25 protein-coding genes, 2 tRNA genes and 1 pseudogene are annotated in these 24,054 nt (G+C 72.6%); 12 read left to right on the top strand and 16 right to left on the bottom strand.

Annotated features, from left to right (window positions below; all coding sequences use genetic code 11):
• Nucleotides 1-4: 4 nt before the first annotated feature.
• Genes EKG83_RS06810 through EKG83_RS06805 form a run of 3 tightly spaced genes read right to left on the bottom strand, consistent with a single transcriptional unit; the run spans nucleotide 5 to nucleotide 2,934 of the window.
• On the bottom strand, nucleotides 5-1,516 hold the full coding sequence (locus EKG83_RS06810) for a phytoene desaturase family protein (RefSeq protein ID WP_033427636.1): 1,512 nt from the start codon (nucleotides 1,514-1,516) through the stop codon (nucleotides 5-7).
• 9 nt (nucleotides 1,517-1,525) lie between these two features.
• A complete protein-coding gene (locus EKG83_RS49975; RefSeq protein ID WP_428829910.1) occupies nucleotides 1,526-1,633 on the bottom strand; it encodes an MFS transporter small subunit in 108 nt (35 codons plus the stop codon).
• The gene (locus tag EKG83_RS06805) at nucleotides 1,630-2,934 is read right to left on the bottom strand and encodes an OFA family MFS transporter (RefSeq protein WP_033427637.1); all 1,305 of its coding nucleotides are present in this window, start codon (nucleotides 2,932-2,934) and stop codon (nucleotides 1,630-1,632) included. Before EKG83_RS06805 ends, EKG83_RS49975 begins: the two co-directional genes overlap by 4 nt.
• 67 nt (nucleotides 2,935-3,001) lie before the next feature.
• Here EKG83_RS06805 and fdhD point away from each other — a divergent pair, with 67 nt between their 5' ends.
• From fdhD to EKG83_RS06780, 5 genes are all read left to right on the top strand, one after another.
• A complete protein-coding gene (fdhD, locus tag EKG83_RS06800; RefSeq protein ID WP_033427638.1) occupies nucleotides 3,002-3,826 on the top strand; it encodes a formate dehydrogenase accessory sulfurtransferase FdhD in 825 nt (274 codons plus the stop codon).
• Nucleotides 3,823-4,974, top strand: coding sequence for a CaiB/BaiF CoA transferase family protein (locus EKG83_RS06795; protein WP_033427639.1), 1,152 nt, complete (start codon nucleotides 3,823-3,825; stop codon nucleotides 4,972-4,974). The genes fdhD and EKG83_RS06795 overlap by 4 nt, the downstream gene beginning before the upstream one ends.
• A gap of 53 nt (nucleotides 4,975-5,027) precedes the next feature.
• Complete coding sequence (locus EKG83_RS06790) at nucleotides 5,028-5,894, top strand: alpha/beta hydrolase (protein ID WP_051764393.1); 867 nt, start codon at nucleotides 5,028-5,030, stop codon at nucleotides 5,892-5,894.
• A 17-nt stretch (nucleotides 5,895-5,911) separates the two neighbouring features.
• Entirely contained in the window at nucleotides 5,912-6,232 is a 321-nt protein-coding gene (locus EKG83_RS06785; RefSeq protein ID WP_153277918.1) for a hypothetical protein, read from the top strand.
• Between the two features lie 126 nt (nucleotides 6,233-6,358).
• Nucleotides 6,359-7,555, top strand: a complete 1,197-nt coding sequence (locus tag EKG83_RS06780) for an adenylate/guanylate cyclase domain-containing protein (RefSeq protein WP_033427642.1) — start codon at nucleotides 6,359-6,361, stop codon at nucleotides 7,553-7,555.
• 12 nt (nucleotides 7,556-7,567) lie between these two features.
• Here EKG83_RS06780 and EKG83_RS06775 read toward each other — a convergent pair whose 3' ends face one another.
• The 5 genes from EKG83_RS06775 to tig form a co-directional block, all read right to left on the bottom strand.
• Nucleotides 7,568-8,161 (bottom strand): RBBP9/YdeN family alpha/beta hydrolase, encoded by a 594-nt coding sequence (locus tag EKG83_RS06775; protein ID WP_033427643.1) that lies wholly within the window; start codon nucleotides 8,159-8,161, stop codon nucleotides 7,568-7,570.
• Between the two features lies 1 nt (nucleotide 8,162).
• Nucleotides 8,163-9,443 carry an ATP-dependent Clp protease ATP-binding subunit ClpX gene (gene clpX / locus EKG83_RS06770; protein WP_033427644.1) on the bottom strand — a complete coding sequence of 427 codons (1,281 nt, stop codon included), beginning with the start codon at nucleotides 9,441-9,443 and terminating at the stop codon, nucleotides 8,163-8,165.
• Nucleotides 9,444-9,647: 204 nt separating this feature from the next.
• Nucleotides 9,648-10,277: an ATP-dependent Clp protease proteolytic subunit gene (locus tag EKG83_RS06765; protein ID WP_033427645.1), complete on the bottom strand. Its 630-nt coding sequence runs from the start codon at nucleotides 10,275-10,277 to the stop codon at nucleotides 9,648-9,650.
• A gap of 25 nt (nucleotides 10,278-10,302) precedes the next feature.
• Complete coding sequence (locus EKG83_RS06760) at nucleotides 10,303-10,911, bottom strand: ATP-dependent Clp protease proteolytic subunit (protein WP_084715923.1); 609 nt, start codon at nucleotides 10,909-10,911, stop codon at nucleotides 10,303-10,305.
• 113 nt (nucleotides 10,912-11,024) lie between these two features.
• The gene (tig, locus tag EKG83_RS06755) at nucleotides 11,025-12,401 is read right to left on the bottom strand and encodes a trigger factor (RefSeq protein WP_033427646.1); all 1,377 of its coding nucleotides are present in this window, start codon (nucleotides 12,399-12,401) and stop codon (nucleotides 11,025-11,027) included.
• Between the two features lie 1,386 nt (nucleotides 12,402-13,787).
• Here tig and EKG83_RS47515 point away from each other — a divergent pair.
• The 3 genes and pseudogenes from EKG83_RS47515 to EKG83_RS06745 all read left to right on the top strand — a co-directional run.
• Nucleotides 13,788-13,910 (top strand): annotated as a pseudogene (locus EKG83_RS47515) (LysR family transcriptional regulator); the annotation flags it as partial.
• A gap of 126 nt (nucleotides 13,911-14,036) precedes the next feature.
• Complete coding sequence (locus tag EKG83_RS06750) at nucleotides 14,037-14,693, top strand: LysR family transcriptional regulator substrate-binding protein (protein ID WP_228122831.1); 657 nt, start codon at nucleotides 14,037-14,039, stop codon at nucleotides 14,691-14,693.
• A 130-nt stretch (nucleotides 14,694-14,823) separates the two neighbouring features.
• Complete coding sequence (locus EKG83_RS06745) at nucleotides 14,824-15,075, top strand: hypothetical protein (protein WP_033427648.1); 252 nt, start codon at nucleotides 14,824-14,826, stop codon at nucleotides 15,073-15,075.
• Here EKG83_RS06745 and EKG83_RS46760 read toward each other — a convergent pair.
• Together EKG83_RS46760 and EKG83_RS06740 are read right to left on the bottom strand one after the other, a co-directional pair.
• Nucleotides 15,072-15,233 (bottom strand): hypothetical protein, encoded by a 162-nt coding sequence (locus EKG83_RS46760; protein WP_170191740.1) that lies wholly within the window; start codon nucleotides 15,231-15,233, stop codon nucleotides 15,072-15,074. The two genes, EKG83_RS06745 and EKG83_RS46760, sit on opposite strands and share 4 nt — an antisense overlap.
• Before the next feature lie 57 nt (nucleotides 15,234-15,290).
• Nucleotides 15,291-15,364 (bottom strand) — tRNA-Pro (locus EKG83_RS06740).
• 60 nt (nucleotides 15,365-15,424) lie between these two features.
• Here EKG83_RS06740 and EKG83_RS06735 point away from each other — a divergent pair.
• Nucleotides 15,425-15,495, top strand: a tRNA-Gly gene (locus EKG83_RS06735).
• 1,231 nt (nucleotides 15,496-16,726) lie between these two features.
• On the opposite strand, the gene EKG83_RS06730 is transcribed toward EKG83_RS06735, so the two are convergent.
• Together EKG83_RS06730 and EKG83_RS48910 are read right to left on the bottom strand one after the other, a co-directional pair.
• A complete protein-coding gene (locus tag EKG83_RS06730) occupies nucleotides 16,727-17,347 on the bottom strand; it encodes a hypothetical protein (protein ID WP_033427649.1) in 621 nt (206 codons plus the stop codon).
• A 70-nt stretch (nucleotides 17,348-17,417) separates the two neighbouring features.
• Complete coding sequence (locus EKG83_RS48910) at nucleotides 17,418-17,540, bottom strand: hypothetical protein (RefSeq protein WP_265590318.1); 123 nt, start codon at nucleotides 17,538-17,540, stop codon at nucleotides 17,418-17,420.
• Between the two features lie 121 nt (nucleotides 17,541-17,661).
• Between EKG83_RS48910 and EKG83_RS06725 the strand changes: the two genes are divergently transcribed.
• Together EKG83_RS06725 and EKG83_RS06720 are read left to right on the top strand one after the other, a co-directional pair.
• Nucleotides 17,662-18,867, top strand: a complete 1,206-nt coding sequence (locus EKG83_RS06725) for a GNAT family N-acetyltransferase (RefSeq protein WP_033427650.1) — start codon at nucleotides 17,662-17,664, stop codon at nucleotides 18,865-18,867.
• Nucleotides 18,868-18,912: 45 nt separating this feature from the next.
• Complete coding sequence (locus EKG83_RS06720; RefSeq protein WP_033427651.1) at nucleotides 18,913-19,692, top strand: hypothetical protein; 780 nt, start codon at nucleotides 18,913-18,915, stop codon at nucleotides 19,690-19,692.
• 25 nt (nucleotides 19,693-19,717) lie between these two features.
• On the opposite strand, the gene EKG83_RS06715 is transcribed toward EKG83_RS06720, so the two are convergent.
• Entirely contained in the window at nucleotides 19,718-20,521 is an 804-nt protein-coding gene (locus EKG83_RS06715; protein WP_033427652.1) for an Fpg/Nei family DNA glycosylase, read from the bottom strand.
• Nucleotides 20,522-20,557: 36 nt separating this feature from the next.
• Nucleotides 20,558-21,025, bottom strand: a complete 468-nt coding sequence (locus tag EKG83_RS06710) for a ribose-5-phosphate isomerase (RefSeq protein WP_033427653.1) — start codon at nucleotides 21,023-21,025, stop codon at nucleotides 20,558-20,560.
• 26 nt (nucleotides 21,026-21,051) lie between these two features.
• On the opposite strand from EKG83_RS06710, the gene EKG83_RS06705 reads away from it, so the two are divergent.
• Nucleotides 21,052-21,768, top strand: a complete 717-nt coding sequence (locus EKG83_RS06705; RefSeq protein ID WP_033427654.1) for a 2-phosphosulfolactate phosphatase — start codon at nucleotides 21,052-21,054, stop codon at nucleotides 21,766-21,768.
• A gap of 155 nt (nucleotides 21,769-21,923) precedes the next feature.
• On the opposite strand, the gene EKG83_RS06700 is transcribed toward EKG83_RS06705, so the two are convergent.
• On the bottom strand, nucleotides 21,924-23,279 hold the full coding sequence (locus tag EKG83_RS06700; protein WP_228122526.1) for an aldehyde dehydrogenase family protein: 1,356 nt from the start codon (nucleotides 23,277-23,279) through the stop codon (nucleotides 21,924-21,926).
• A gap of 67 nt (nucleotides 23,280-23,346) precedes the next feature.
• Entirely contained in the window at nucleotides 23,347-23,961 is a 615-nt protein-coding gene (locus EKG83_RS06695) for a mycothiol-dependent nitroreductase Rv2466c family protein (protein ID WP_033427655.1), read from the bottom strand.
• Between the last annotated feature and the right edge of the window lie 93 nt (nucleotides 23,962-24,054).

The following is a 24,054-nucleotide window of genomic DNA, read 5'->3' as shown; positions in this document are numbered from 1 at the left end:
GCCCTCAGGAAGCCGCCAGCACGGCCATCGCCGCGTTGTGCCCGCCGATGCCGCTGACCCCGCCGCCGCGCCGCGCGCCCGAACCGCAGGTGAGCAGGTTGGCCACGTCGGTCTCCACGCCCCAGCGGCCGACCTCCTCCGGGGTCTCGGCGAACGGCCAGGACAGCGCGCCGTGGAAGATGTTGCCGCGCGGCAGGCCCAGCTCCGCCTCCAGGTCCAGCGGCGTGCGGGCCTCCAGGCACGGCCGCCCGTCGGCGTCGGTGGCCAGGCACGACTCGATCGGCTCGACCAGGTGCTCGTCCAACGCGGCCAGGTAGCGCCCGACCAGCTCGTCGCGCAGCCCCGCGTTGTCGGCCTCGAACAGCGCGGCGGGCGTGTGCAGGCCGAACAGCGTCAGCGTGTGCCACCCGCGCCCGGCCAGGTCGGGCGCGAGGATCGACGGGTCGGTCAGCGTGTGGCAGTACATCTCCGCCGGCAGCACCGGGGGCACCCGCCCGGCGGCGCTCTCCCGGTACGCGGCCTCCAGCTGCCCGTACGACTCGTCCAGGTGCAGCGTGCCCGCGAACGCCAGCCGCGGGTCCACGCCCGAGCGGAACCGCGGCAGCCGCTCCAGCAGCATGTTGACCTTCACCTGGCAGCCCTCGGCCACCGCGGGCCGCGGCCGACCGCGCAGGACGTCCAGGGTGGCCGGCGCGACACCGGAGAGCACGAACCGCGCGCCCACCACCCGGCCGTCGTACTCGACCTCCGCCGCGGTGCCGTCGGCGTCAACCCGGGACACCTCGGCGCCGGTCACGACCTCCGCGCCCGCCTCCCGCGCCACCCGCAGCAGCTCGGCGGTCACCGCGCCCATGCCGCCCACGGGCACCAGCCACTCCCCCGAGCCGTTGCCGACGACGTGGTACAGGAAGCACCGGTTGGCGGCCAGGTCGTGCAGCGACGCGTGCGTGCCGATCAACCCGTCGGTCGCCACCACGCCGCGCACCACGTCGTGGGTGAACAGCTCCTCCAGGGTCTCGCCCAGCGGGCGCTCCACCACCCGGTCCCACACGGCCGGGTCGACCAGCGACCGCGCCCGCTCGCGGGGCACCAGCGGCTCCAGCGCGGTCGGCGCGAGCGCCCGGGCGAACCCCTCCAGCTCCCCGTACCAGCGCCGCCAGCGCTCGAACTCGGCGTCGGACCCGGTCAGCGCGCGGAACGAGGCGGCGGTCGCCGGGCCCGGCTCCCGCTCGACGAGCAGGTCGCCCGCCGGCGTGTACGAGGACGCGGCGCGCGACCGCAGCCGCACGCGCAGCCCCAGGTCGGCCACCACGCGGTCGGGCAGCAGGCTGACCAGGTAGGAGTACCGCGACAGCCGCGCGCCGACGCCCGGGAACGCCTGCTCGCTCACGGCGGCGCCGCCGACGTGGTCGAGCTTCTCCAGCACCAGGACCCGCCGCCCGGCACGCGCCAGGTAGGCCGCCGCGACCAGCGCGTTGTGCCCGCCGCCGACCACCACCACGTCGTAGTTGCCCACCTGCCGACCCTAGCCGGTGAACAGCGCGGTGACCTTGCGGATCAGCTCGACCAGCCCGTAGGCCAGCGGGAGCCCGACCCAGAGCCAGGCGAACACCACCAGTCCCCTCCGGTTCACCGCAGCGCCCCTTCCGGCTCGTGGTACTTCGCCGCCACCGGCCGGATCAGCTCGTTGGCCACGAAGCCGACCAGCAGCAGCCCCATCATGATGAACAGCGAGGTCGTGTAGAGGTCCGGACCGGTCCTGCCCGCCGCCGCCCGGCCGTCGGCGATGGCGTTGACGATCAGCGGCCCGAGCACGCCGGCCAGCGACCACGCGGTGAGCAGCCGGCCGTGGATGGCGCCCACCTGGTAGGTGCCGAACAGGTCCTTCAGGTAGGCCGGGACGGTGGCGAACCCGCCGCCGTAGAACGACAGGATCAGCATCGCGCAGACCACGAACAGCGGCTTGGACGCGTTGCCCGCCAGCGCGAGCACCAGGTAGGTCAGCGCGCCGACGCCGAGGTAGAGGCGGTAGACGTTCTTGCGGCCCACCAGGTCCGATGTGGACGACCAGGCGATCCGGCCGACCATGTTGGCCAGCGACAGCAGGGCCACGAACCCGGCGGCGGCGCCCGCGGCGACCGGGACGGGCGTGCCCGCGAAGAAGTCCCGGATCATCGGCGCGGCCTTCTCCAGGATGCCGATGCCCGCGGTCACGTTGAAGCACAGCACGACCCACAGGCACCAGAACTGCGGCGTGCGCAGGGCGTTGCGGGCCGACACGTTGACCGCCGACCGCACCACCGCCCGCTCCCCGGTCCGCTCGGGCACCCGGACCAGCAGCACGCCCACCGACATGAACACCGCGTACACCAGGCCGTGGACCAGGAACGCCAGCGCGATGCCGGTGCTGTCGCGGCCGAAGGACCCCAGCATCCACGCCGACCAGGGCGAGGCGATCAGCGCGCCGCCGCCGAAACCCATGATGGCGATGCCGGTGGCCGTGCCCGGCCGGTCCGGGAACCACTTGATCAGCGTGGACACCGGCGAGATGTAGCCGATGCCCAGGCCGACGCCGCCGACGACCCCGTAGCCGAGCACGACCAGCCAGTACTGCTCGGTCCAGGCGCCCAGCGCGGAGACGAGGAACCCGGACGAGAAGCAGGTGGCCGACACGAACATGGCCCACCTCGGGCCGTTGCGCTCCACCAGCGTGCCGCCGAACGCCGCGGACAGGCCGAGCATCACGATGCCGAGCTGGAACGGCAGCGCGCTCTGCGTGCCGGTGAGCCCCAGGGCGCTCTCCAAGGGCGGCTTGAACACGCTCCACGCGTACGCCTGGCCGATGGCCAGGTGCACCGACAGCGCGGCGGGCGGTACCAGCCAGCGGTTCCAGTCCGGCGGGGCGATCGTCCTGGAGCGGTCCAGGAAACCCATTGGCCGACACCTCCGTAGCCTGGTGATTGGCTTGCGGGGAAACTTAGCCTGGAGAAGGAGTTCGACGATGGGCCGAGTCACCGTGCGTCGCCCAGTGGTCACCTACGCGCGACGAACGTCCCGCAGGCGGGTCGACGCGCTGGCCGCCGAGGAGCCGCTGGAGCTGCGCGTAGGCGGCCGGGCGCTGGCCGTGACCATGCGCACCCCGGGCCACGACGTGGAGCTGGCGCACGGGTTCCTGCTCTCCGAGGGCGTGATCGGCGGCCTGGCCGACGTGGCGGTGGCGCGGTTCTGCGCGGGCACCGGCCCGGACGGGGCGAACACCTACAACGTGCTGGACCTGGCCCTGGCCGACGGCGTGGCCGCGCCGGAGGCGGGCGTCGAGCGGAACTTCTACACCACCTCCTCGTGCGGGGTGTGCGGCAAGGCGGCGCTGGACGCGGTCAGGCTCAAGACCCGCTACTCCCCCGCGGGCGACCCCGCCGAGGTCGACGTCGACGTGCTGGCCGGCCTGCCGGACGCGCTGCGCGAGCGGCAGAAGGTGTTCGCCTCGACCGGCGGGCTGCACGCCGCCGGGCTGTTCACCACCGCGGGCGAGGCGCTGGTGGTGCGCGAGGACGTGGGCAGGCACAACGCGGTGGACAAGGTGCTGGGCTGGGCGGTGCTGGGCGACCGGGTGCCGCTGACCGGGACCGTGCTGGTGGTGTCCGGGCGGGCGTCGTTCGAGCTGGTGCAGAAGGCCGCGATGGCGGGCGTGCCGGTGCTGGCGGCCGTGTCCGCGCCCTCGTCGCTGGCCGCCGAGCTGGCCGAGGAGCAGGGCGTGACGCTGGTCGGGTTCCTGCGCGGCGACTCCATGAACGTCTACACCGGCCACGAACGGGTGATCGCGTGAGGCCGCTCGACGGCGTGGTCGTGCTCAGCCTGGAGCAGGCCGTCGCCGTCCCGTACGCCTCCCGGCTGCTGGCCGACCTGGGCGCGCGGGTGATCAAGGTCGAGCGACCCGGCGGCGGCGACTTCGCCCGCGACTACGACACCGCGTGCGGCTCGGTGTCGTCCTACTTCGCCTGGACCAACGCGGGCAAGGAGTCGGTGGCGCTCGACCTCAAGGACCCGGCCGACCGCGAGGTGGTCGACCGCCTGGTCGACCTCGCCGACGTGGTGCTGTGCAACCTGTCCCCCGGCGCCGCCCGCCGCCTGGGCCTGGACGCCGACACCCTGCGCCGGGCCAGGCCCGGGCTGGTGGTCGGCGAGCTGTCCGCCTACGGCGCGGACGGCCCGTACGCGGGGCGCAAGGCGTTCGACGCCCTGGTCCAGTCCGAGACGGGCCTGGTCGGGCTGACCGGCGACGGCGAGGTCACCGCCCGGGCCGGCATCTCGGTGGCCGACATCGCCGCCGGCGTGCAGCTCCACGCCGCCGTGCTGGCCGCCCTGCTGCACCGGGCCCGCACCGGCGAGGGCGCCACGCTGCGCCTGTCGCTGTTCGAGGCGATGGCCGAGTGGATGCACCAGCCGATGCTGTACGCGGCGGGCACCGGTGCCGCCGCGCCGCGCACCGGCGCGCACCACCCCAGCATCGCGCCCTACGGGCCGTTCCCGTGCGCGGACGGCACCGTGCACCTGGCCGTGCAGAACGACCCGCAGTGGCGCCGGCTGTGCGCGGTGCTGGGCCGCCCCGGCCTGGCCGACGACCCGCGCTTCGGCACGGTCGCCTCCCGCGTCGCCCACCGCGCCGAGCTGCACGAGGCCCTGGACTTCTCCGGCTGGACCGCGGGCGGGCTGCTGGCCGCCCTGGACGCGGCGGACGTGCCCGCGGCCCGCACCCGCGACGTGGCCGACCTGCCCGCGCACCCGCAGCTGACCGCGCGCGGCCGGCTGACCCCGGTGCCCGTGCCCGGCGGCGAGGTCACCGCGCTGCGCCCGCCGGTCGACTCCGACGCCTGGGGCTGGGAGCCGGCGCCCGTGCCCGCGCCGGGCGAGCACACCGAGCGGGTCCTGCGGGAGCTGGGTGTCGAGCGGGTGCGGGCAGCATCACCCGACTGAGCGAAACGCCGTCCCCGTCCCCGGCGATGTCGAGGTGGAGCACTGGAGGGGACATGGTCGGCAGGCGTACCGTGCTCACCGCCCTGGGCGGTGGCGCCCTCGCCGCGGTGGGCGTGACCGCGGGCGTCCGGACCGACGCGCCGTTCGGCGAGGCCCTCCGGTACGCGCTGGGCGTGGCCGGCCCGGTGCCCGCCGTGCAGCGGGCCGTGGTGACCGTGGACCGGGTGCGCTCGCGGTACCGCGGCCGCGAGGTCGACCTGCTCACCATGGTGCCGCCGGGCGTGCCCACCGAGGGCCTGCCCATGTCGATCCTGCTGCACGGCCGCTACGGCACGGCGCGGCTGGCCGCGGTGGGCGGCATGCCGGAGGTGCTGGTGGCCGCGGTCAACCGCGGCTCGGTGCCGCCGTTCGGGTTCGTCGCGGTCGACGGCGACGACCACTACTGGCACGAGAACGTCCCCGGCGACGACCCGATGGCGATGCTGCTGGAGGAGGTGCCCGGCTGGCTGGCCGAGCGCGGCTACGGCGCCCCGTTCGCCTGCACGGGCGTGTCCATGGGCGGCTTCGGCGCCCTGCTGTACGCGCGCCGCAAGCACGAGCGGCGCGAGCGGGTCGGCGCGGTCGCCGCGATCTCGCCCGCCCTGATCACGTCGTGGGAGGAGATGGCCAAGCGCAACGCCTTCCGCGACCCCGCCCAGTGGGCGTCGCTGGACCCGCTGCGCAACCTCGACGCGCTGGGCGACGCCCCGATCGGCGTGTGGGTCGGCGACCACGACCGGTTCATCGAGGGCACCCGCAGGTTCATCGCCGGCACGCGGCTCGCGGTCGCCTCGGTCGGCCCGGGCGGCCACGACGACGCGTTCTACCGGAAGGTCGTCCCGGACGTGATCCGCTTCCTCGGTCGCAGGATCTCCCGCTGACCTCCACAGGTCCCTGCTTGCCCGGGACCATGGTGACCCACCCCGACGCCCCTGACCCCCGCCCCGGCCGCACCGCCCCGGACGTCGGCAGCGGCCCGGCGACGGGGGTGCCGGCGCTCCTGCTCGACGACGCCTCGATCGGCAGCGCCCGCCTGGACCGGGTGGACTCCCCGCCGCTGGTGCTCGCCGGGGTTCGAGCGGGTGCCGCGTCCCGGGGGCCGGGCGGGCGCGGCACAGCCGGACCCGGCGTCCGGCCGGTTCGCGTGCGATCGGGTGGCGGGCCGAGCCGAACGGCGGCCGGCCCGTTCCCGACCGCCGGCGCGCCGGTCGGCGCCTGAGCCGTCGCGGCCCGCCGGGAGCCGTCGCGCTGGTGGGCGCTTTTCCGGTTCGTGAGCGCGGCGCTACCGGCCGTGCGCACGCCGCTGCGGCATCCTGGGCCCACCGAGACAACCGGGAGGGTCGCGGTGGCGGAGCGCTTCGAGGCCGGGCGGACCTACGAGAACGTGTACCTCCTGGTGGTGGACGCCGTGGGCTACTCGCGGGCGGTGCGCGACCACCCGCGCGACCGGGTGTCCGACGCGTTCAACCTGCTGCGCACCACCACCGAGTCGAGCATCGCCGACCTCGCCGCCGAGCACGGGTGCGCCCGGGCGGAGCTGTGGTCCTGGCGCGGCGACGGCGGCATCTTCGCGATCCACGACGACAACGAGAGCGCCGCCCTCGCCACCGCGCTCAACGCCGGCCGGGCCCTGGTCACCGACCGCCTCCACCAGGTGCGCGAGCACTTCGCCCGGATCGCCGTGCGCTGCTCCCTGCACGTCCGCGTCGCCCTGCACAAGGGCACCATCCGGTACAGCGGCGACTCCGGGACCATCCACACCCCGGAGATCAACTTCGTGTCGCACCTGGAGGAGGCCGTCCCCGGCGACTGCCTGGCCATCTCCGAGGACGTCCACCGGATCGGCGGCGACCTGGTGCTGGGCTTCGAGGCGGTGGGCGAGTTCGAGGACCGGCAGGTCCACGTGCTCGCCCCGCCCGGCGTCCCGGCGAAGCGCCTGTGGCTGGCCCACCGCGGGTTCACCGACAGCCTGACCGTGCACGCCTACCGCGAGCGGCCCTCCCAGGCCGACAAGGCCAGGCTCGTCGACACCGCCGCGCACGAGGTGGTCGACCTGAGCACCGCGCTGAACACCTGCGCCGGCTACCTGACCACGTCCGAGCGCCCCGCGTCCTTCCGCAACGCGGTGCTGTCGTTCCTGCGGCGCGGCGGCACGTACCGCTGCGTGGTCCTGGCGCCCGACAGCCCCGCCGTCGCCGCCCTGGCCCAGCAGCGCGACGAGGACCTGCCGGGCCGCATCCGCCGTTCGGTCGAGCGGCTGGGCGAGTTCAAGGCGCGCCACCCCGGTGCCACCGACCGCTTCGAGGTGCACCAGGTGCCGGACTACGCGGGGTTCGCCGCCCTGGCCACCGACCTGGACGACGAGCACGGCCTGCTCATGTACTCGCCCTACCTGGGCGTGCCCCGCGAGCCCGGGCCGGTGCTGGAGCGCGGCGACATGCCGCACTACCTGGTGGACCGGTCCGCCGGCCAGGTGTTCGAGACGCTGCACCGGGTGGTGCGCTCGTTCGCCGACGCGGGCGGCGCGCGGCGGGTGCTCTAGCCGGGCCCGGGGTCAGCGCGGCGTGAGCGAGGTGCGGTCGCTGCGCACCCACTTGAGCACCGCGGGCCACTCCCCGTAGCCGGCGTCCGCGTTGAGGTGGGCGCCGCCCACGATGACGTCCAGGTCGACGCGCAGCGCCTCGGCCAGCTCCTTGGCCCTGGCCAGGGAGCAGTACGGGTCGCCCTCGCCCGTGACGACCCGGGTGGAGACCGCCGCCCGCCGCGCGGCGGTGGGGTCGAGCACCGGGTGCAGGAACTCGCGGATGAGCGGTTCGCCGGCGTAGTCCGGGGCGGGCGGGGCGACCAGGAGGACCCGGTCGACCCGCAGCGCCTCGTCGACGTCCCCCGCCGCGTGGTGCAGCCAGAGCAGGCACGCGAGCGAGTGCGCGACAACCACCCGTTCGCGTGACGGCGACACCGGCATGGCGGCCAGGTGGCCGCGCAGCTCGTCGAGCCACACCGCCAACCTGGGCCGGTCCGGCTCGGTGAGCACCGGCACGTCCACCGGCCCGCCGTGGCGGGCCAGCTCGCCCGCCAGCCAGTTCTGCCAGTGCGTCGGCCCGGACCCGCCCAGGCCGTGCAGGATCAGCGCGTGCGGCAGGGACAACTCAGGCCGACTTCTCGCGGCGCTCCCGGCGCGAGGGCTGCCGGGCCACGATGGTCGGGTTCACGTTCTCCTTGACCGTCTGCTCGGTGATGACGACCTTGGCGACGTCCGAGCGGCTGGGGATGTCGTACATCACCGGCAGCAGGACCTCCTCCATGATCGCCCGCAGGCCCCGGGCGCCCGTGCCGCGCAGGATCGCCTGGTCGGCGACGGCCTCCATCGCGGTCCGGGTGAACTCCAGCTCCACCCCGTCCATCTCGAACAGCTTCTGGTACTGCTTGACCAGCGCGTTCTTCGGCTCGGTGAGGATGCGGACCAGGGACTCCTTGTCCAGGTTCGTCACGCTGGCGACCATCGGCAACCGGCCGATGAACTCCGGGATGAGCCCGAACTTGATCAGGTCCTCCGGCATCGACTCGGCGAAGTAGTCCGCCGCGTCGACCTCGGCCTTGGTGCGCACCTCGGCGCCGAAGCCGAGCCCGCGCTTGCCGATCCGGTCCTGGATGATCTTCTCCAGGCCCGCGAACGCGCCCGCCACGATGAACAGCACGTTCGTGGTGTCGATCTGGATGAACTCCTGGTGCGGGTGCTTGCGCCCGCCCTGGGGCGGCACCGACGCCGTGGTGCCCTCCAGGATCTTCAGCAGCGCCTGCTGCACGCCCTCGCCGGACACGTCGCGCGTGATCGACGGGTTTTCACTCTTCCGGGCGATCTTGTCGACCTCGTCGATGTAGATGATGCCGGTCTCGGCGCGCTTGACGTCGTAATCGGCCGCCTGGATGAGCTTGAGCAGGATGTTCTCGACGTCCTCGCCCACGTAGCCGGCCTCGGTCAGCGCCGTGGCGTCCGCGATGGCGAACGGCACGTTCAGCATCTTGGCCAGCGTCTGGGCCAGGTACGTCTTGCCGCAGCCCGTCGGGCCGAGCATGAGGATGTTCGACTTGGCGAGTTCCACGCCGTCGTCGCGCCCCTCGCGCCCGCGGTCACCCGCCTGGATGCGCTTGTAGTGGTTGTAGACCGCCACCGACAGCGTGCGCTTCGCCTCGGACTGCCCGATCACGTACTGGTCGAGGAACTCGTGGATCTCGGCGGGCTTGGGCAGCTCGTCGAGCTTGACGTCGCCGGCCTCCGCGAGTTCTTCCTCGATGATCTCGTTGCAGAGGTCGATGCACTCATCGCAGATGTAGACACCCGGTCCGGCGATGAGTTTTTTCACCTGCTTCTGGCTCTTACCGCAAAAAGAGCACTTCAGCAGGTCGCCGCCGTCACCGATACGTGCCATGACCGCTGACCTCTGTCCCCTCCGGCGCGCCACCTGGTCGGGTGCGCCTGACTGCTGGTGTGGCGATTGCCCGCTGGGTGCGGGACCGCCCGTTCCCCTCGACGGTACCCGTCCCACCCGCCTGTGCGGGAGGACCAGCGTGCCCCCGACACCCCGAACCGCGCAGGACCCCTGGTCGGCTCGGCGTGTCGGGGGTCACGCCCACTACTTGGACGCCGAGAGCTTCCGGTACGGCAGGACGCTGTCGACGATGCCGTAGTCCTTGGCCTCCTCGGCCGTGAGGATCTTGTCGCGCTCGATGTCCAGGCGCACCTGCTCGGGCGAGCGGCTGGTGTGCCGGGCGAGCGTGGTCTCCATCAAACGGCGCACGCGCTGGATCTCGTTGGACTGGATCTCCAGGTCGGAGACCTGCCCGTAGACGCCCTCGGTGGCCGGCTGGTGGATCAGGATGCGGGAGTTGGGCAGCGCGTGCCGCTTGCCGGGCGTGCCCGCCGCCAGCAGGACGGCGGCGGCGGAGGCCGCCTGGCCCAGGCAGTAGGTCTGGATGTCCGGGCGGACGAACTGCATGGTGTCGTAGATGGCCATCAGCGAGGTGAACGAGCCACCCGGCGAGTTGATGTACATCAGGATGTCGCGGTCCGGGTCCTCGGACTCCAGCACCAGCAGCTGGGCCATCACGTCGTTGGCCGACGCGTCGTCCACCTGCACGCCGAGGAAGATGATGCGCTCCTCGAACAGCTTGTTGTACGGGTTGGACTCCTTGATGCCGTAGCTGGTGCGCTCGACGAACGACGGGAGCACGTACCGGGACTGCGGCGCGTGGAACTGGCTCACTTCGGTGTCTCCTGGGTGCTCGCGGTCAGTTGGTCGATGCCTGGCTGGCCCGGCTGATCACCTTGTCCACGAAGCCGTACTCCAGGGCTTCCTGGGCGGTGAACCAGCGGTCGCGGTCCGAGTCGGCGATGATGCGCTCGACCGGCTGACCGGTGTGCTCGGCGATCAGCTCGGCCATCTCCTGCTTGGTCCGGACGAGCATGTCCGCCTGGATCGCGATGTCCGCCGCGGTGCCGCCCACGCCCGCCGAGGGCTGGTGCATGAGGATGCGCGCGTGCGGGAGGGCGTGCCGCTTGCCGCGGGCGCCGGCGGAGAGCAGGAACTGGCCCATCGACGCCGCGAGCCCCATCGCGTAGGTGGCCACGTCGGGCTCGATGAGCTGCATCGTGTCGTAGATCGCCATGCCCGCGGTCACCGAGCCGCCGGGCGAGTTGATGTAGAAGGTGATGTCCTTCTCCGGGTCCTCCGCCGCCAGGAGCAGGAGCTGGGCCACGATCTGGTTGGCGATGCCCTCTTCGACCTGCGACCCCAGCACGATGATCCGCTCGCGGAGCAGGCGCTCGTAGACCGAGTCGTTGAGGTTCATCCCCGAGGCCGCTCGCATCACGGGCGCCGGGAGAGAGTGCTGCGTCACGTCTGCCTGCCTAACTTTGCCGACTAGCTGTGCCGAAAAGAGTCACGTAGCAACGACCTTAACGAAGGCGGGCGGCGTCGACTTCCCGACACCGCCCGCGTTCGCTCAGGGCTTCACTCCGCGGTCGCGGAATCCTCAGTGGACTTCTCCTCGGCGTTCGCCTCGGTCCTCGGCTCGCCGAACAGCTCGTCGAGGTCCAGGGCGTTGCCGGCGGAGTCGGTCACGGTGGCCTGGCGCACGACCGAGGCCAGCGCCTTGCCCCGGCGCACGTCGGCGAAGATCGCGCCGAGCTGGCCCGACTGCTGCGCCCGCTTGACGTACTCGTCGGGGCTGATGCCGAACCGCTGGGCCTGGTAGATGATCCGCTCGGTCAGCTCCTGGTCGGTCACGCTGAGCTGCTCGGCGTCGGCGATGGCGTCGAGCACGAGCTGGGTCTTGACCGCCTGCTCGGACGCCTCGCGCACCTCGGTGTCGAACTGCTCGCGGGTCTGGCCCTGCTCCTCCAGCCACTGGGCGAAGCGCGCCTCGTCGTGGTCCAGGGCGTGCACGGCGTCGTGCTCGCGGGCCTCGATCTCGCTCTTGACGACGGCCTCGGGCAGCGGCACGTCGACGCTGGCCAGCAGCGCCTCCAGCACCTTGTCGCGGGCCTGGACGCCCTGCTGCATCTTCTTGACCCGGCCCAGGCGGGTGCGCAGGTCGGCCTTGAGCTCCTCCAGCGTGTCGAACTCGCTGGCCAGCTGCGCGAACTCGTCGTCGAGGTCGGGCAGCTGGCGCTCCTTGACGGAGTTCAGCGTGACCGTGACCTCGGCGTCGCGACCCGCGTGCTCACCGGCCACCAGGGTGGTGGTGAAGTTCTTGGTCTCGCCCTCGGAGGCGCCGACCAGGGCCTCGTCGATGCCCTCGACCAGCTGGCCGGAGCCGATCTCGTAGGACAGGCCGGTGGTCTTGGCCTCCTCGACCTCCTCGCCGTCCACGCTCGCGGACAGGTCGACGACGACGAAGTCGCCCTCCTGCGCGGGGCGCTTGACGCCGGTCAGGGTGGCGAAGCGGGCGCGCAGGTCGTCCAGCTGGGTGTCCACGTCCTCGTCGGTGACCTCCTGGTCGTCGACGGTGACGGACAGCTCGCCGAACGCGGGGACCGTGATCTCGGGGCGGACGTCGACCTCGGCGGTGAACGCCAGGGACTCCCCGTCCTCGATCTTGGTCACCTCGAAGTCGGGGCGGCCCAGGGTCCGGATCTCGCCGCTGGTGACGGCCTCCAGGTACTTGGCCGGGATGGCCTCCTGGACGACCTCGTCCAGGACGGGCGCGCGGCCGATGCGGCTCTCCAGCACGCGGGCCGGGGCCTTGCCGGGGCGGAAGCCGGGGATGCGGACCTGCTTGGCCAGCTTGCGGTAGGCGCGGTCGAAGTCCGACTTGAGCTCGTCGAACGGCACCTCGACGTTGATCCGGACCCGCGTCGGGCTCAGGTGCTCGACGGTGCTCTTCAACGTGGTCTCCTCGTAACGGGCAGGACGTGCGGAACGTCCCGGGGCACGGTGGGGCGCGCCGGGATTCGCTTGAGTCTAGGCGGTCGCCGGGTGTGACGGAGGCGGCACCCCGGCTCCGGGCGGCCGGTCGCGGTGCCGCGGCGCCGGCGCGGGCATTGTCGCGGCATTGCGGTGCCGGCGGGAATCGCATTGCGGTGATCCGCCCGCAATTCGTCAACTCCCCGCGCCGGCGCCCGTTTGACGGCCTTGTCCGGCGGGTTCGGGATCGGCTGTTCACCCCTGTTCGCGCCGGTGGCCCGCTGGGCCGTTCGCACGCTTCGTCCCCGAAGCGCCGATCGGCCGTTCGCCACCCCGCCGGCGGTGCCGCGATCCCCCTACCGGACGCCCGCCCCGTCTCAGCGGCCGGCGCCGCACCCCTCCGATCGCTGGGCCCGGACGCCCGTCCCGGGCGGGGCGCGGGGCGGGCACCGGCCCGCCGCGCCGGGCGGCGGACCGGAAACACAACACCGGCTCTAAACCGCTGGTGCGAGCGCGTGCCGAGGGGGAGCCGGGGCAGAGGTCGTAGGTCTTGCGGGCAGACATCGCCCGGAGCGCCGGAACCGGCCACACCACGCGGCGTCGCCGTCGTTGCGCCAGGTGTGTACGAGTCGATCAGCGTCTTGGCCGGGGACCATCCAGCCGCCCGCGTTCACCCTTCAGGCTCAGCGGAACCCTTCATCACTGGTCCGTTCAGGTGACGGTGGGAGCCATCGGCCCTGCGGAGGGCGTCAGCACGTGGAGAGATCGGATGTTGATCGTGTAACACGGATGCAGCAGCAACGAGTAACCATGTGCAACCGGACGCACGGGGAGGTTGACCACAAGGGGTGAATTAGGGCCGTTCGGAGCAGTGCTCGACGGAAAACTTTCACTTGTCGAGATGACTCCACTCGCCGTAGTCCATTAGTGTGGGTTTCAGGTAGCGTGACGCCCGGACCCGCACGTTGGGAGGAATGTTTTCAAGGTTGTCGGAACGTTCTGGGGGGTCAGCAGCGGACGCGTCCGACAACGACGACCGACAGGAACGAGCGAGACAATGTCATCGCGCTCTTTAACCACCTACCAGACAAGGTGCCGATGACCCGATGAGATCCATTCCGCCGCTGCCGAACATCAGTTCGGGACCAACTTCGAACACGGACCGTCACCTCGGTGCACGACGGGTTCCGGGTACGCCGCGCGCACACCGGGCGGCGCCCCTGGCGGTTACGCGGCGATGTTGATCAACTCCCGGTCGCCCCAGCTCGCGGGCGCGACCAGGTCAACTGCCGCCATGAAACCGGCGATCGCGATGCCGTCCCGCACCGGCCTCTCGCGGACCACTTTCACGTACCGTTGGGGAGCTCCATGGAGACGCGTCAGCTTTTGGCGTTCACGACTGTGGTTCAAACGGGCAGTTTCACCAAGGCAGCCGCCACGCTGAATTGCTCGCAGCCGACCATCACCACGCGGATCAAAGCACTGGAAGAAACCCTCGGGGTGCCGCTGTTCCGAAGGCTTCCACGCGGCATCCAGATGACCTCGGCCGGGGTCGAACTGCTGCCGTTCGCCCGGAACATAATCACCCTGACCGACAAGGCCAGGAAAGCGATCACGATGAACGGCGAGCCGCACGGCAAGCTGGTCATCGGCAGCGCGCAGAGCCTGACCGACTACCGTCTGCTACCACTCATCGAGTACATGTGCTGGCGGTACCCGAGCGTCCAGATCTCCCTGCACTCGCGGAACACCCAGGCCAACCTGACCGCGGTGCGCGAGGGCCGGCTGGACTGCACGTTCTTCATCGGCTCCGTCGAGCCCCGCGAGGGGTTGGAGACGACCGTGCTCTGCCCCGAGCCGCTGGTCATGGTGGCCGGTCCGACCCACGCCCTGACCAGGCGGTCGGTGATCACCGAGGACGAGCTGCGCGGCAGCACGCTCATCCGGGCCGAGAACGGCGCCAGCTACTACGAGCAGTTCGAGCAGGCGCTGGGGCTGCAGGACGCGGAGTCGCGGTCGCCGGTGCTGGCGCTGGACTCGATCGACGCCGCCAAGCGGGCGGTCGCCTCGGGCCTGGGCATCTCGCTGGTGCCCGAGGTGACGGTGGCCGCCGAACTGGCCGACGGCAGGCTGTGCCGCCTGCCGTGGGTGCCGCCGTTCCGGGTCTACACGCAGTTCGCGTGGCGGCAGGACAACTCCACCAACCCGTCGGTCACGGCACTCGTGTCCGCCGCGGCGCAGGTGGTGAGCGAACAGGTCGCGACACCGGCCTGACCGGGGTGGTCGTCGAGCCGTTCTTGAGCACCCGGGCGCGGGTGTGCTCAAGAACGGCCGCTGCGTCTCGCCGCCGGGGCCGGTTTCGCCGGTCGGTTTCGCCGGCCGCACGGGGGGTAGGCCGGACGTCATGACCGTCAAGGGCAGTGACCTGCGCGACCTGCTGGCCTCCAGCCTCCCGGACCCCACCCTCGTGCTGGTCGAGGGGCGCGTGGAGGTCGTCCAGGTGGACGACCTGGACACCGACGCCTACCGCGGTGCCCTGCTCCTGGTGTCCCGCCAGGAGCTGCTGGGACGGGGCGTTCGCGAGGACTCGACCGACCACGAGCTGGAGCAGCAGGCCGCCGCCGTGTCGACGGCGGTCAACGAGCTGGGCGGCTAGTCCCCGTCGTCGGCCGGGCGCACGTCGTGCTCGTGGTCGGAGTCCTCGGCCTGGACCCCGAACCCCTCGGCCTGCTCGGGCGCCCCCGGCCCGGGGTCCGCGGCCGCGATGCGGGGCTTGCCGAACTCGGGGTGGGGCTCGAACGGTGTGGTGGTCATGCGCGGGGGCTACCCGGGAGGGCCCTGACCAACCCGTCGGGTCGGCCAGGGCAACCGTCGGGGCGACAGGATTTGAACCTGCGACCCCCCGCTCCCAAAGCGGGTGCGCTACCAAACTGCGCCACGCCCCGGTCCGCACCAGCCTATCGCGACCGGCTAAGCTGATCCCGCGCCCACCCCGGTGAGCGCGTGCGGGTGTAGCTCAATGGTAGAGCCCCAGCCTTCCAAGCTGGTCATGCGGGTTCGATTCCCGTCACCCGCTCTCCGCTTCTTCTGCTGGTAGAGCGCTTGCGGACCGTCCTTTGTGGGCGGTCTTTTCGTTTTCGCGACTCTTCCGCGCCCCTCGCGTGCCCGTTGGTCCTCGCCCACGGCCTCGATGCCCGCCGCGACCGTCCGGCCCCGCTCCTCCCGGGCGTGGAGCCGCACGGGTGGAGCTGTGCCCCGTCCGGTCCACCAGCTCACGCGGCGTCGCCCCGGTTTCCGCCGCCAGGGTGTTGCCGGTGCGCCGAAGGTCATGCAGGTGGACGTCCGGCGCACCGGCAAATTTCCTGGCCGCGTCGACGAACGCGCCGAGGTGCTTCTCGATCTCGTCTGCCGCTCGACCACCGACAACAGAACCGGATCCACCCACTTCCCACCACCCATCACGCACGCCCCGTGGGGGCGAAAATCAACGGCAGCCACCCCGGACAAGCACAGCGAAGCGCACGTCCCTCAACGCCAGATACCCTCGACACGACCGGCCCCCTTTGATCAGCCGATGTGTGCCGGTCACACGAGTCGCCGGGGAAAGCCCAAGGCCCGCCAACACCGTCGGACAGTTACCGGCGATTCACACCAACCAGCGAGAAGAGATCAGTCGAGAACTCGAACCGGGTCTCGCGGTTCCCCAATCCTTGCGTGCGAATGCGATCGGGGATCTCGTTGCACTGTTCGAACAGGAACGGCAGAGCGCCGATCCCGATGCGCGCCTCCGTCGCCGACTGGTCACAGGCGGCCGTGCGCCGTCCCGCCGCGCCCCGTTCAGCCCGCCGCGCCCACCAGCCCGGACAAGCCTGGCCAACAAGCCGACCAGGGGGTGAATAACCAAACACCGACGTGTACCACCGGTACGACGACCGTCATTTTTCAAGCATTCGGGGCAGCGCCGCGGTCTTGACGCACGCCCCCGAGTGACGGATATCCTCGCCACGACCGAGCCCCGCCAGGGGCTATTGGGCCGGTCACCCGAGTCGCCGGGAACCCGACTTCCGGCTGTTCCCGGCGACTCGCCCGACCGACGCTCCGGGCCCGCGCAGGCCCGCATTACCGCCGCCCGACTCCCACGCCGAAGTGGCACCAGAACAACTTGACGCACGCCCCCCGCAAACCCCTGCGCGCGCCGCGATCGATTTCCGCCGGTGGACCCGCAAAAAATCCACAAAGCCGATCGACCGGGTCGCGGGAGCCGAACCGACCCGGGACGACTCCCCCGTCCGCCTCCCGCGACCCACCTAGAGCCCGAAGTGGTCGGCCACCACGTCGGCCACGGCCTCGGCGTCCCGCGACCCGTCCACCTCCAGCACCCGGACCCCCAGCTCGCGCGCGCTGCGCACCGCGTCCGCGGCGATCAGCCGATCGCGTTCCAGGCGGTTGCGCTGGGCCAGTTCCGGGTCGCTCACCGGCTGCGACAGCGCCCCCGCCCGCGGCAGGGTGGCGGCCTGGTACCGGCGGAACCCCTCGGTCGGCACCATGACCAGCACCTGCCTCGTCGAACGGGCGATCGGCACCACCAGCTCGGGCCGCAGGCCCCACCCCTCGGCGATGACCGGCCGCCCCGACACCAGCGCGCGCAGGTCGTCCAGCGCCCACTCGAAGCGCCGGGGGAACCCGGCGAGCACGCGGGCCGCCGTCCGCTCGGGCGTGTCCCGCACGTAGTCCTGCTCCGCGTCCGGCAGCTCGACCCCGGCGGCGATCCGCCGGTCCAGGTGCCCCCGGGCGTCGTGGTAGTCGTAGTGGTACGCGGTCAGTCCACATCGGACCGCGAGGATGTCCGCGACGGTGCTCTTGCCCGCCCACTGCCCACCGGTGATCCACAGGGTTCGCGCCAACGTCCCGAACGGGTCCCACGTCATGCCCCCATGTCAGCACGACGCCCGGACCGCCGTCCCCGGAAGCGGCCGGATGCCCCCTCCCCCGAACGGCCTACCTGCCGTACGACACCAGCGCGCGCCACAGGGCCTCGCCGAAGCGGATCGCCAGCAGCACCATGAGCAGCCCGATGGTGAACGACACCAGGCATCTCAGGACCACCCGCAGCTTGTCCATCGCCACAGTGTGCTCCCCGCGTGACCGCACTTCACGGTGAACCGAGCGGACGGCCCGCCACGGGGTCGGGCGGCCCCGAATTGGGATCGCGCGGGCCGCGCCACCGGCGTATGAACTGCTCATGGCGCTCACCCTCCGCACGCTGACCCCGGACGACCTCCACGACTTCCAGCGCGTCGTCGACGCGGCGTTCCTCAACGACGTGCGCGAGGACCGGCTCGACCGCTACGGCGACCTGTTCGAGCCCGGGCGCACGCACGCCGTGTTCGACGGTGACGAGATGGTCGGCGGCGGTGGTGTGCAGACGCGTGAGATGACCGTGCCCGGCGGCGGTCCGCAGCCGGTCGCCGCCGTCACGTCCGTGGTCGTCAAACCGGACCACCGCCGGCGCGGCGTGCTCACCCGGGTCATGCGCGGCCAACTGGACGACCTGCGCGACGGTGGCGAGGCCGTGGCGGCGCTGTGGGCGTCGGAGGCGGCGATCTACGGGCGGTTCGGCTACGGGCTCGCGGCCGAGTTCGCGCGGCTGTCCGTGCCGAAGAACGCGGCGTTCCACCCCGGCGTGTCGCTGGGCGGCGCGCGGGTCCGCGAGGTGCCCCGCGACGAGGCGATGCCGCACATGAGGGACGTCTACGAGGCGTTGCGCCCGAGCCGCACGGGCTGGCTGAGCCGCAACGACGCCCAGTGGGGGCACCACTTCGCCGACGAGGAGCACGACCGCGGCGGGCTGAGCGCCTACAAGTACGTGAAGCACCCCGAGGGCTACGCGGTGTACCGGGTCAAGCAGGACTGGCAGGAACGCGGTCCGCGCGGCGAGCTGCACGTGCGGGAGATCGCGGCGCTCACCCCCGAGGCGTACGCGGCGCTCTACCGGCACCTGCTGGACATGGACCTGATCGGCGAGCTGAAGTTCTTCACCGCCTCCGACGACCCGGTCCTCCACCTGCTGGCCGACGTGCGGCTCGCGCTGCGCAGCCGCAGCGACTCGCTGTGGGTGCGCCTGGTGGACGTCGACCGCGCGCTCGCCCAGCGCCGCTACGGCTCGGACGTGGACGTGGTGCTGGCGGTGTCCGACGGGTTCTGCCCGTGGAACGCCGGCCGCGTGCGGTTGACCGTGAAGGGCGGCGAGGCGACCGCGCAGCGGGTGGACGACGACCCGGACGTCGAACTGGACGTGCAGGCGCTGGGCGCGGCCTACCTGGGCGGCACGCGGTTGACGTCCCTGGCGCGCGCCCAGCGGGTGCGCGAGATCACGCCGGGGTCCCTCAACGCCTTGTCGCACGCGTTCCTGGGCGACCACGAGCCCCACTGCCCGGAGGTGTTCTGACCCGGTGCGGGAACCCGCACGCCCCCGCCCGGCGTTGTGCACTGCATGAGCACCGGGATCGTGCTGGTCGTCCTGCTGGTCGTCGTCGTGGGCGCGGGCTGGCTGCTCGCGAACAACGCCGCGGCGAAGCGCCGCAGGCAGTTGGAGGACGCCCAGGCCGAGGCCCGGCGCTGGGTGGAGCGGCTCGGCGGCCAGGTGGTGAACCTGACCGGCACGGACGTCGCCTCCCAGCAGGCGCTGGCGGACGCGTCCGAGCGGTTCACCGCGGCCGGGTCGCAGATGGAGCAGGCGCGCACGGTCGAGCAGTGCCGGCTGGTCACCCAGACCGCGATGGAGGGCCTGTACTACGTGCGGGCCGCGCGCACCGCGATGGGCCTCGACCCGGGCCCCGAGCTGCCCGACCTCACCGGTCAGGGCCGCGCCGGGCGGGTGTCCGAGGAGCGCGACGTCACGGTGGAGGGCCACCACTACGCGGCCTCGCCGCGGCCGGGTTCGCGCACGCCGCACTACTACCCGGGTGGCATCGTGGCGGGGCGGCCGGTGCCGCAGGGCTGGTACTCCGAGCCGTGGTGGAAGCCCGCGCTGGTCGCGGGTGCCTGGGGGCTGGGCTCGATGCTGCTGTTCAGCGCCATGTTCTCGGGCATGGCCGGTGTCGCGGCCGCGGACGCCTACGCCGACGGCTACGCGGACGGCGCGGACGCGGGCGACGGCGGTGACATGGGCGACGCCGGCGGGGACATGGGCGGTGACATGGGCGGTGACTTCGGCGGCGGCGATTTCGGCGGCGGGGACTTCGGCGGCGACTTCGGCGGGTTCGACTTCTGACGGTTCGGGGCCCGGCCCGGCGCGGTCAGCCCGCCTGGCAGGTCGGGCACCAGTAGAGGGTGCGCCCGACCAGCGCGGCCGAGACCACGGGCGTGCCGCACACCAGGCACGGCAGCCCGGTGCGGCGGTAGACGTACACCTCGCCGCCGTGCCGGTCCTCGCGCGGGGCGCGCCCCATGGCCTCGGGCAGGTGCTCGGGCCGCACGGTGTCGATGCGGCCCACCTCCACCCCGCCCTCCATGAGCACGGCCAGGTCGCACCACATGTCGTCCCACAGCGCCTTGTCGACCCGGTTGCCGGGCGTGTACGGGGGCACGCGGTGCCGGAACAGGATTTCGGCGCGGTAGACGTTGCCCACGCCCGCCAGCACGGCCTGGTCCATCAGCAGCGCCGCGATCGACTGCCGCGACCCGGCCACCTTCGCGTACGCCAGGTCCGGTTCGGCGTCGGGTCGCAGCGGGTCCGGGCCGAGGCGGGCGCGCAGGGCGTCGACCTCCACGTCGGTCAGCACCTCGCACCTGGTCGGGCCGCGCAGGTCCGTCCAGTGCGTGGCGCCGACCACCCGCATCCGCACCTGCCCCACCGGCTCGACGACCGGGTGCGGCGACTCGGTGAACGAGCCGTACAGGCCCAGGTGGACGTGCACGGTCGCGTCCGGGCCGTAGTGGTGGAACAGGTGCTTGCCGTGGGCCTCGGCCCCCTCGAACAGGCGACCGTCGACCAGGCCCGCGGGGAACCTGCCCTGCGGGCTCGACACGCGCACGGTCGAGCCCGCGTAGCGGCGCTGGTGCAGCCGCGCCAGGCGGTGCAGGGTGTGACCTTCAGGCACGGCTGAAAACTACCCGGTGGTGCCGGGTGCCGCCGGTCAGGGCAGCGGCGGGGCCTGCCCGGTCCGCTCGTAGTCGCGCAGGATGTCGATGCGGCGGGCGTGCCGCTCGGCCCCGGAGAACGGGGTGGCCAGGAACGCCTCGACGATCGCGAACGCCTCCTCGGTGGTGTGCATCCGCGCGCCGACGCCGATGAGCTGGGCGTCGTTGTGCTCGCGGGCCAGCTTCGCGGTCTCCACGCTGTAGGCGAGCGCGGCGCGGGCGCCGGGCACCTTGTTGGCCGCGATCTGCTCGCCGTTGCCGGAGCCGCCGATCACGACGCCGAGGCTGCCGGGTTCCGCGACGACCCGGCTCGCCGCCTCGATGCAGAACGGCGGGTAGTCGTCCTCCGCGTCGTACACCGCGGGGCCGACGTCGACCACGTCGTGGCCGGCCTCGGCGAGGTGCTTGGCGAGGGCGGTCTTCAGCTCGAAGCCCGCGTGGTCTGATGCCAGGTAAACGCGCACGTCAGGGAGTCTGCCATCCTGGCCCGATGTTCGGGCAGGAGGGCCGCCGGCTGCGGCTGGAGTGGGGCGGCGAGGGGGTCACCGCGCTCGGGGTCGAGTGCGCGGTGCTCGTGGTGGTGGACGTGCTGTCGTTCTCGACGGCCGCGGACGTCGTGGTGGCGCGCGGGGGTTCGGTGCGGCCGATCCGGTGGTCCGACCGGGCGCGGGCGGCGGAACCGGCGGACCCGTCGTGGTCGCTGCGGCCGTCGACGCTGGTGAACGTGCCGGCCGGGGTGGAGCTGGAGCTGCCGTCGCCGAACGGGGCGACGCTGTGCGACCTGGCGGCGGGCACGGGGGCGGTCGTGCTGGCGGGGTGCCTGCGCAACGCGGCGGCGGTGGCCGCGGCGGCGCGGGAGCTGGCCGCGGGCGGGCCGATCGGCGTGGTGCCCGGCGGTGAGCGGTGGGGCGTGAACATCACCACATCGGACGAGGCGGCGGACTTCGGGCCGCTGCGGCCGGCGGTGGAGGACCTGCTGGGGGCCGGCGCGGTGCTGTCGGCGCTGCGCGGCTACGGCCCCGCTTCCGTCGAGGCGGAAATGGCGGCTGACACGTTCGAGCGAACTTCGGTGGCCGACGCCCTCACCGGCTGCGTGTCGGGCCGGGAGCTGATCGCCGCCGGGCACGCCGCCGACGTCGAACTGGCCGCCCAGGTCAACGTCAGCACCGCCGCCCCCCGCCTGCTCAACGGCGCCCTACGCCCCTGAACCCGCGCGAGTCGAACCTCCGGCACCGTCGTGTCGAACCTCCACGACCCCCGAGTTCTACGTTCGCGACCCCCGCAGGGGTGCTTGAACGTAGAACTCGGGGGGTCTGGGCGTTCGACACGCGGGGTCTGGAGGTTCGACTCGCGCGGGGTGGGTCAGCGTTGGATGGACTTCAGCTCGGTGAACTCGGCCAGGCCGTGGGTGCCGAACTCGCGGCCGTTGCCCGACTGGCGGTAGCCGCCGAACGGGGCGCTGGTGTTGAACGCCGCGCCGTTGATGTCCACCTGGCCCGTGCGCAGGCGCCTGGCCACCGCCAGGGCGCGGTCGGGGTCGGCGGAGAACACGGCGCCGCCCAGGCCGTAGACGGTGGAGTTCGCGATGCGCACCGCGTCGTCCTCGTCGCGGTAGGGCAGCACGGACAGCACCGGGCCGAAGATCTCCTCCTGCGCGATGGTCATGTCCGGCCTGACCTGCCCGAACACCGTCGGCGCGACGTGGAACCCGCGCGAGGTGGGCGCGTCGGGGCCGCCCAGGGCCAGCTCGGCGCCCTCCTCGACCCCGCGCCTGATGTAGCCGACGACGCGGTCGCGCTGGGCGGCCGACACGGCGGGCCCGAGGCGGGTGGCGGGCAGGGCCGGGTCGCCCGGTTCGTACTTCGCCGCCGCGGCGACGGCGGCCTCCAGCGCCTCGTCGTGGCGGTCGGCGGGCACCAGCAGCCGGGTCCACGCGCTGCACGCCTGCCCGTTGTTCATGAACGCGTTGGCCACGCCGATCTTCACCGCCCGCGCGAGGTCGGCGTCGTCCAGCACGACGTTCGCGGACTTGCCGCCCAGCTCCAGCGCCACCCGCTTGACCGTGTCGGCGGCCAGCGACGCCACCCGCCGCCCGGCCCGGGTCGACCCGGTGAAGGACACCATGTCCACCATCGGGTGAACCGCCAACGCCTCGCCGACCACCGGTCCCGTGCCGTGGACCAGCGAGAACACCCCGTCGGGCACCCCCGCCCCGGCCAGCACCGACGCCAGCAGGTCGGCGGTGAACGGCGCCAGCTCGCTCGGCTTGAGCACCACGGTGTTCCCCGCCGCCAGGGCGGGCACGACCTTGGCCACCATCTGCTGCAGCGGGAAGTTCCACGGCGTGATCGCCGCGACCACGCCGACCGGCTCGCGCAGCACCAGCGAGTTGCCGATCTCCTCGCCGTCGAAGTACCCGCCCGCCAGCGCGGCCTCGATGCCCTCGGCGATGCCGACGGGGTTGGGCACCTGCACCTTCCGCGCGAACGTGACGGGCGTGCCCATCTCCGCGGTCATGGTGGACGCCAGCTCGTCGGCCCGCGCCCGCAGACCGGCCACCACGGCCCGCACCACGGCCAGCCGCTCCGCCACCGACGTCGCCGACCACGCCGGGAACGCGGTGACGGCCCTGGTCACGGCGGTGTCGACGTCACCGGCGGTGCCGGCGCGGACCGTGCCCAGGACCTCCTCGGTGGCCGGGTTGACGACCTCGATCACGACGACCCCCGCACGACGGTGTGACACTCTCGGACGAATTTCACCCCAGAGTGTCACACCGGGCGCCTCAGGAGAAGTCGAGCCCCCCGGTCCGGGTGCGCTTCAGCTCGAAGAACTGCGGGTAGCTCGCCAGCGCGCGGGCGCCGTCGAACACGTTCAGCGCGTCCTGGCCCCGCGGGATCTTGCTCAGCACCGGGCCGAAGAACGCCACGCCGTCGATGTGGATGGTCGGCGTGCCGACGTCCATGCCCACCGGGTCCATGCCCCGGTGGTGGCTGGCGCGCAGCTCCTCGTCGTGCTCGTCGGTGTCGGCGGCCGCGGCCAGCTCGGCGGGCAGGCCGACCTCCTCCAGCGCCAGCTTGACGGCCTGGGCGTAGTCCTTGATGCCCTCGTTGTGGATGCGGGTGCCCAGCGCGGTGTAGAGGTCGCGCAGGACGCCGTCACCGTGCTGCTTGGCGGCCGCGATCGCCACGCGCACCGGCCCCCAGGCGCGGTCGAGCATGTCGCGGTACTCGTCGGGCAGGTCGCGCCCCTCGTTCAGGACCGACAGGCTCATCACGCGGAAGTTCAGGTCGATGTCCCGCTGCTTCTCGACCTCGAGGATCCAGCGAGAGCTGATCCACGCGAACGGACAGACCGGGTCGAAGTAGAAGTCGACCTTCGTGGTGCCCTCTGCCGACATGGTGCGTTCCCCTTCGTGGGCGGTTCGCGGTAGCCGCCGGTGCGGCCCCCGGTCGTTGACAACGAACCGACGTGACGCAGTCTTCCCTCGGAC

It is taken from the genome of Saccharothrix syringae (assembly GCF_009498035.1).
Classification (GTDB): domain Bacteria; phylum Actinomycetota; class Actinomycetes; order Mycobacteriales; family Pseudonocardiaceae; genus Actinosynnema; species Actinosynnema syringae.
Note: the sequence above shows the minus strand (reverse complement) of the source record. Positions and strands in the feature narration are given on the sequence as shown.

Bases quoted from the DNA above. Each gene is read 5' to 3' on its own strand.
- EKG83_RS06805 (WP_033427637.1), bottom strand. From the start codon at position 2,934: ATGGGTTTCCTGGACCGCTCCAGGACGATCGCCCCGCCGGACTGGAAC.
- fdhD (WP_033427638.1), top strand. From the start codon at position 3,002: ATGGGCCGAGTCACCGTGCGTCGCCCAGTGGTCACCTACGCGCGACGA.
- EKG83_RS06790 (WP_051764393.1), top strand. From the start codon at position 5,028: ATGGTCGGCAGGCGTACCGTGCTCACCGCCCTGGGCGGTGGCGCCCTC.
- clpX (WP_033427644.1), bottom strand. From the start codon at position 9,443: ATGGCACGTATCGGTGACGGCGGCGACCTGCTGAAGTGCTCTTTTTGC.
- EKG83_RS06750 (WP_228122831.1), top strand. From the start codon at position 14,037: ATGAACGGCGAGCCGCACGGCAAGCTGGTCATCGGCAGCGCGCAGAGC.
- EKG83_RS06745 (WP_033427648.1), top strand. From the start codon at position 14,824: ATGACCGTCAAGGGCAGTGACCTGCGCGACCTGCTGGCCTCCAGCCTC.
- EKG83_RS46760 (WP_170191740.1), bottom strand. From the start codon at position 15,233: ATGACCACCACACCGTTCGAGCCCCACCCCGAGTTCGGCAAGCCCCGC.
- EKG83_RS06730 (WP_033427649.1), bottom strand. From the start codon at position 17,347: ATGACGTGGGACCCGTTCGGGACGTTGGCGCGAACCCTGTGGATCACC.
- EKG83_RS48910 (WP_265590318.1), bottom strand. From the start codon at position 17,540: ATGGACAAGCTGCGGGTGGTCCTGAGATGCCTGGTGTCGTTCACCATC.
- EKG83_RS06725 (WP_033427650.1), top strand. From the start codon at position 17,662: ATGGCGCTCACCCTCCGCACGCTGACCCCGGACGACCTCCACGACTTC.
- EKG83_RS06720 (WP_033427651.1), top strand. From the start codon at position 18,913: ATGAGCACCGGGATCGTGCTGGTCGTCCTGCTGGTCGTCGTCGTGGGC.
- EKG83_RS06705 (WP_033427654.1), top strand. From the start codon at position 21,052: ATGTTCGGGCAGGAGGGCCGCCGGCTGCGGCTGGAGTGGGGCGGCGAG.
- EKG83_RS06695 (WP_033427655.1), bottom strand. From the start codon at position 23,961: ATGTCGGCAGAGGGCACCACGAAGGTCGACTTCTACTTCGACCCGGTC.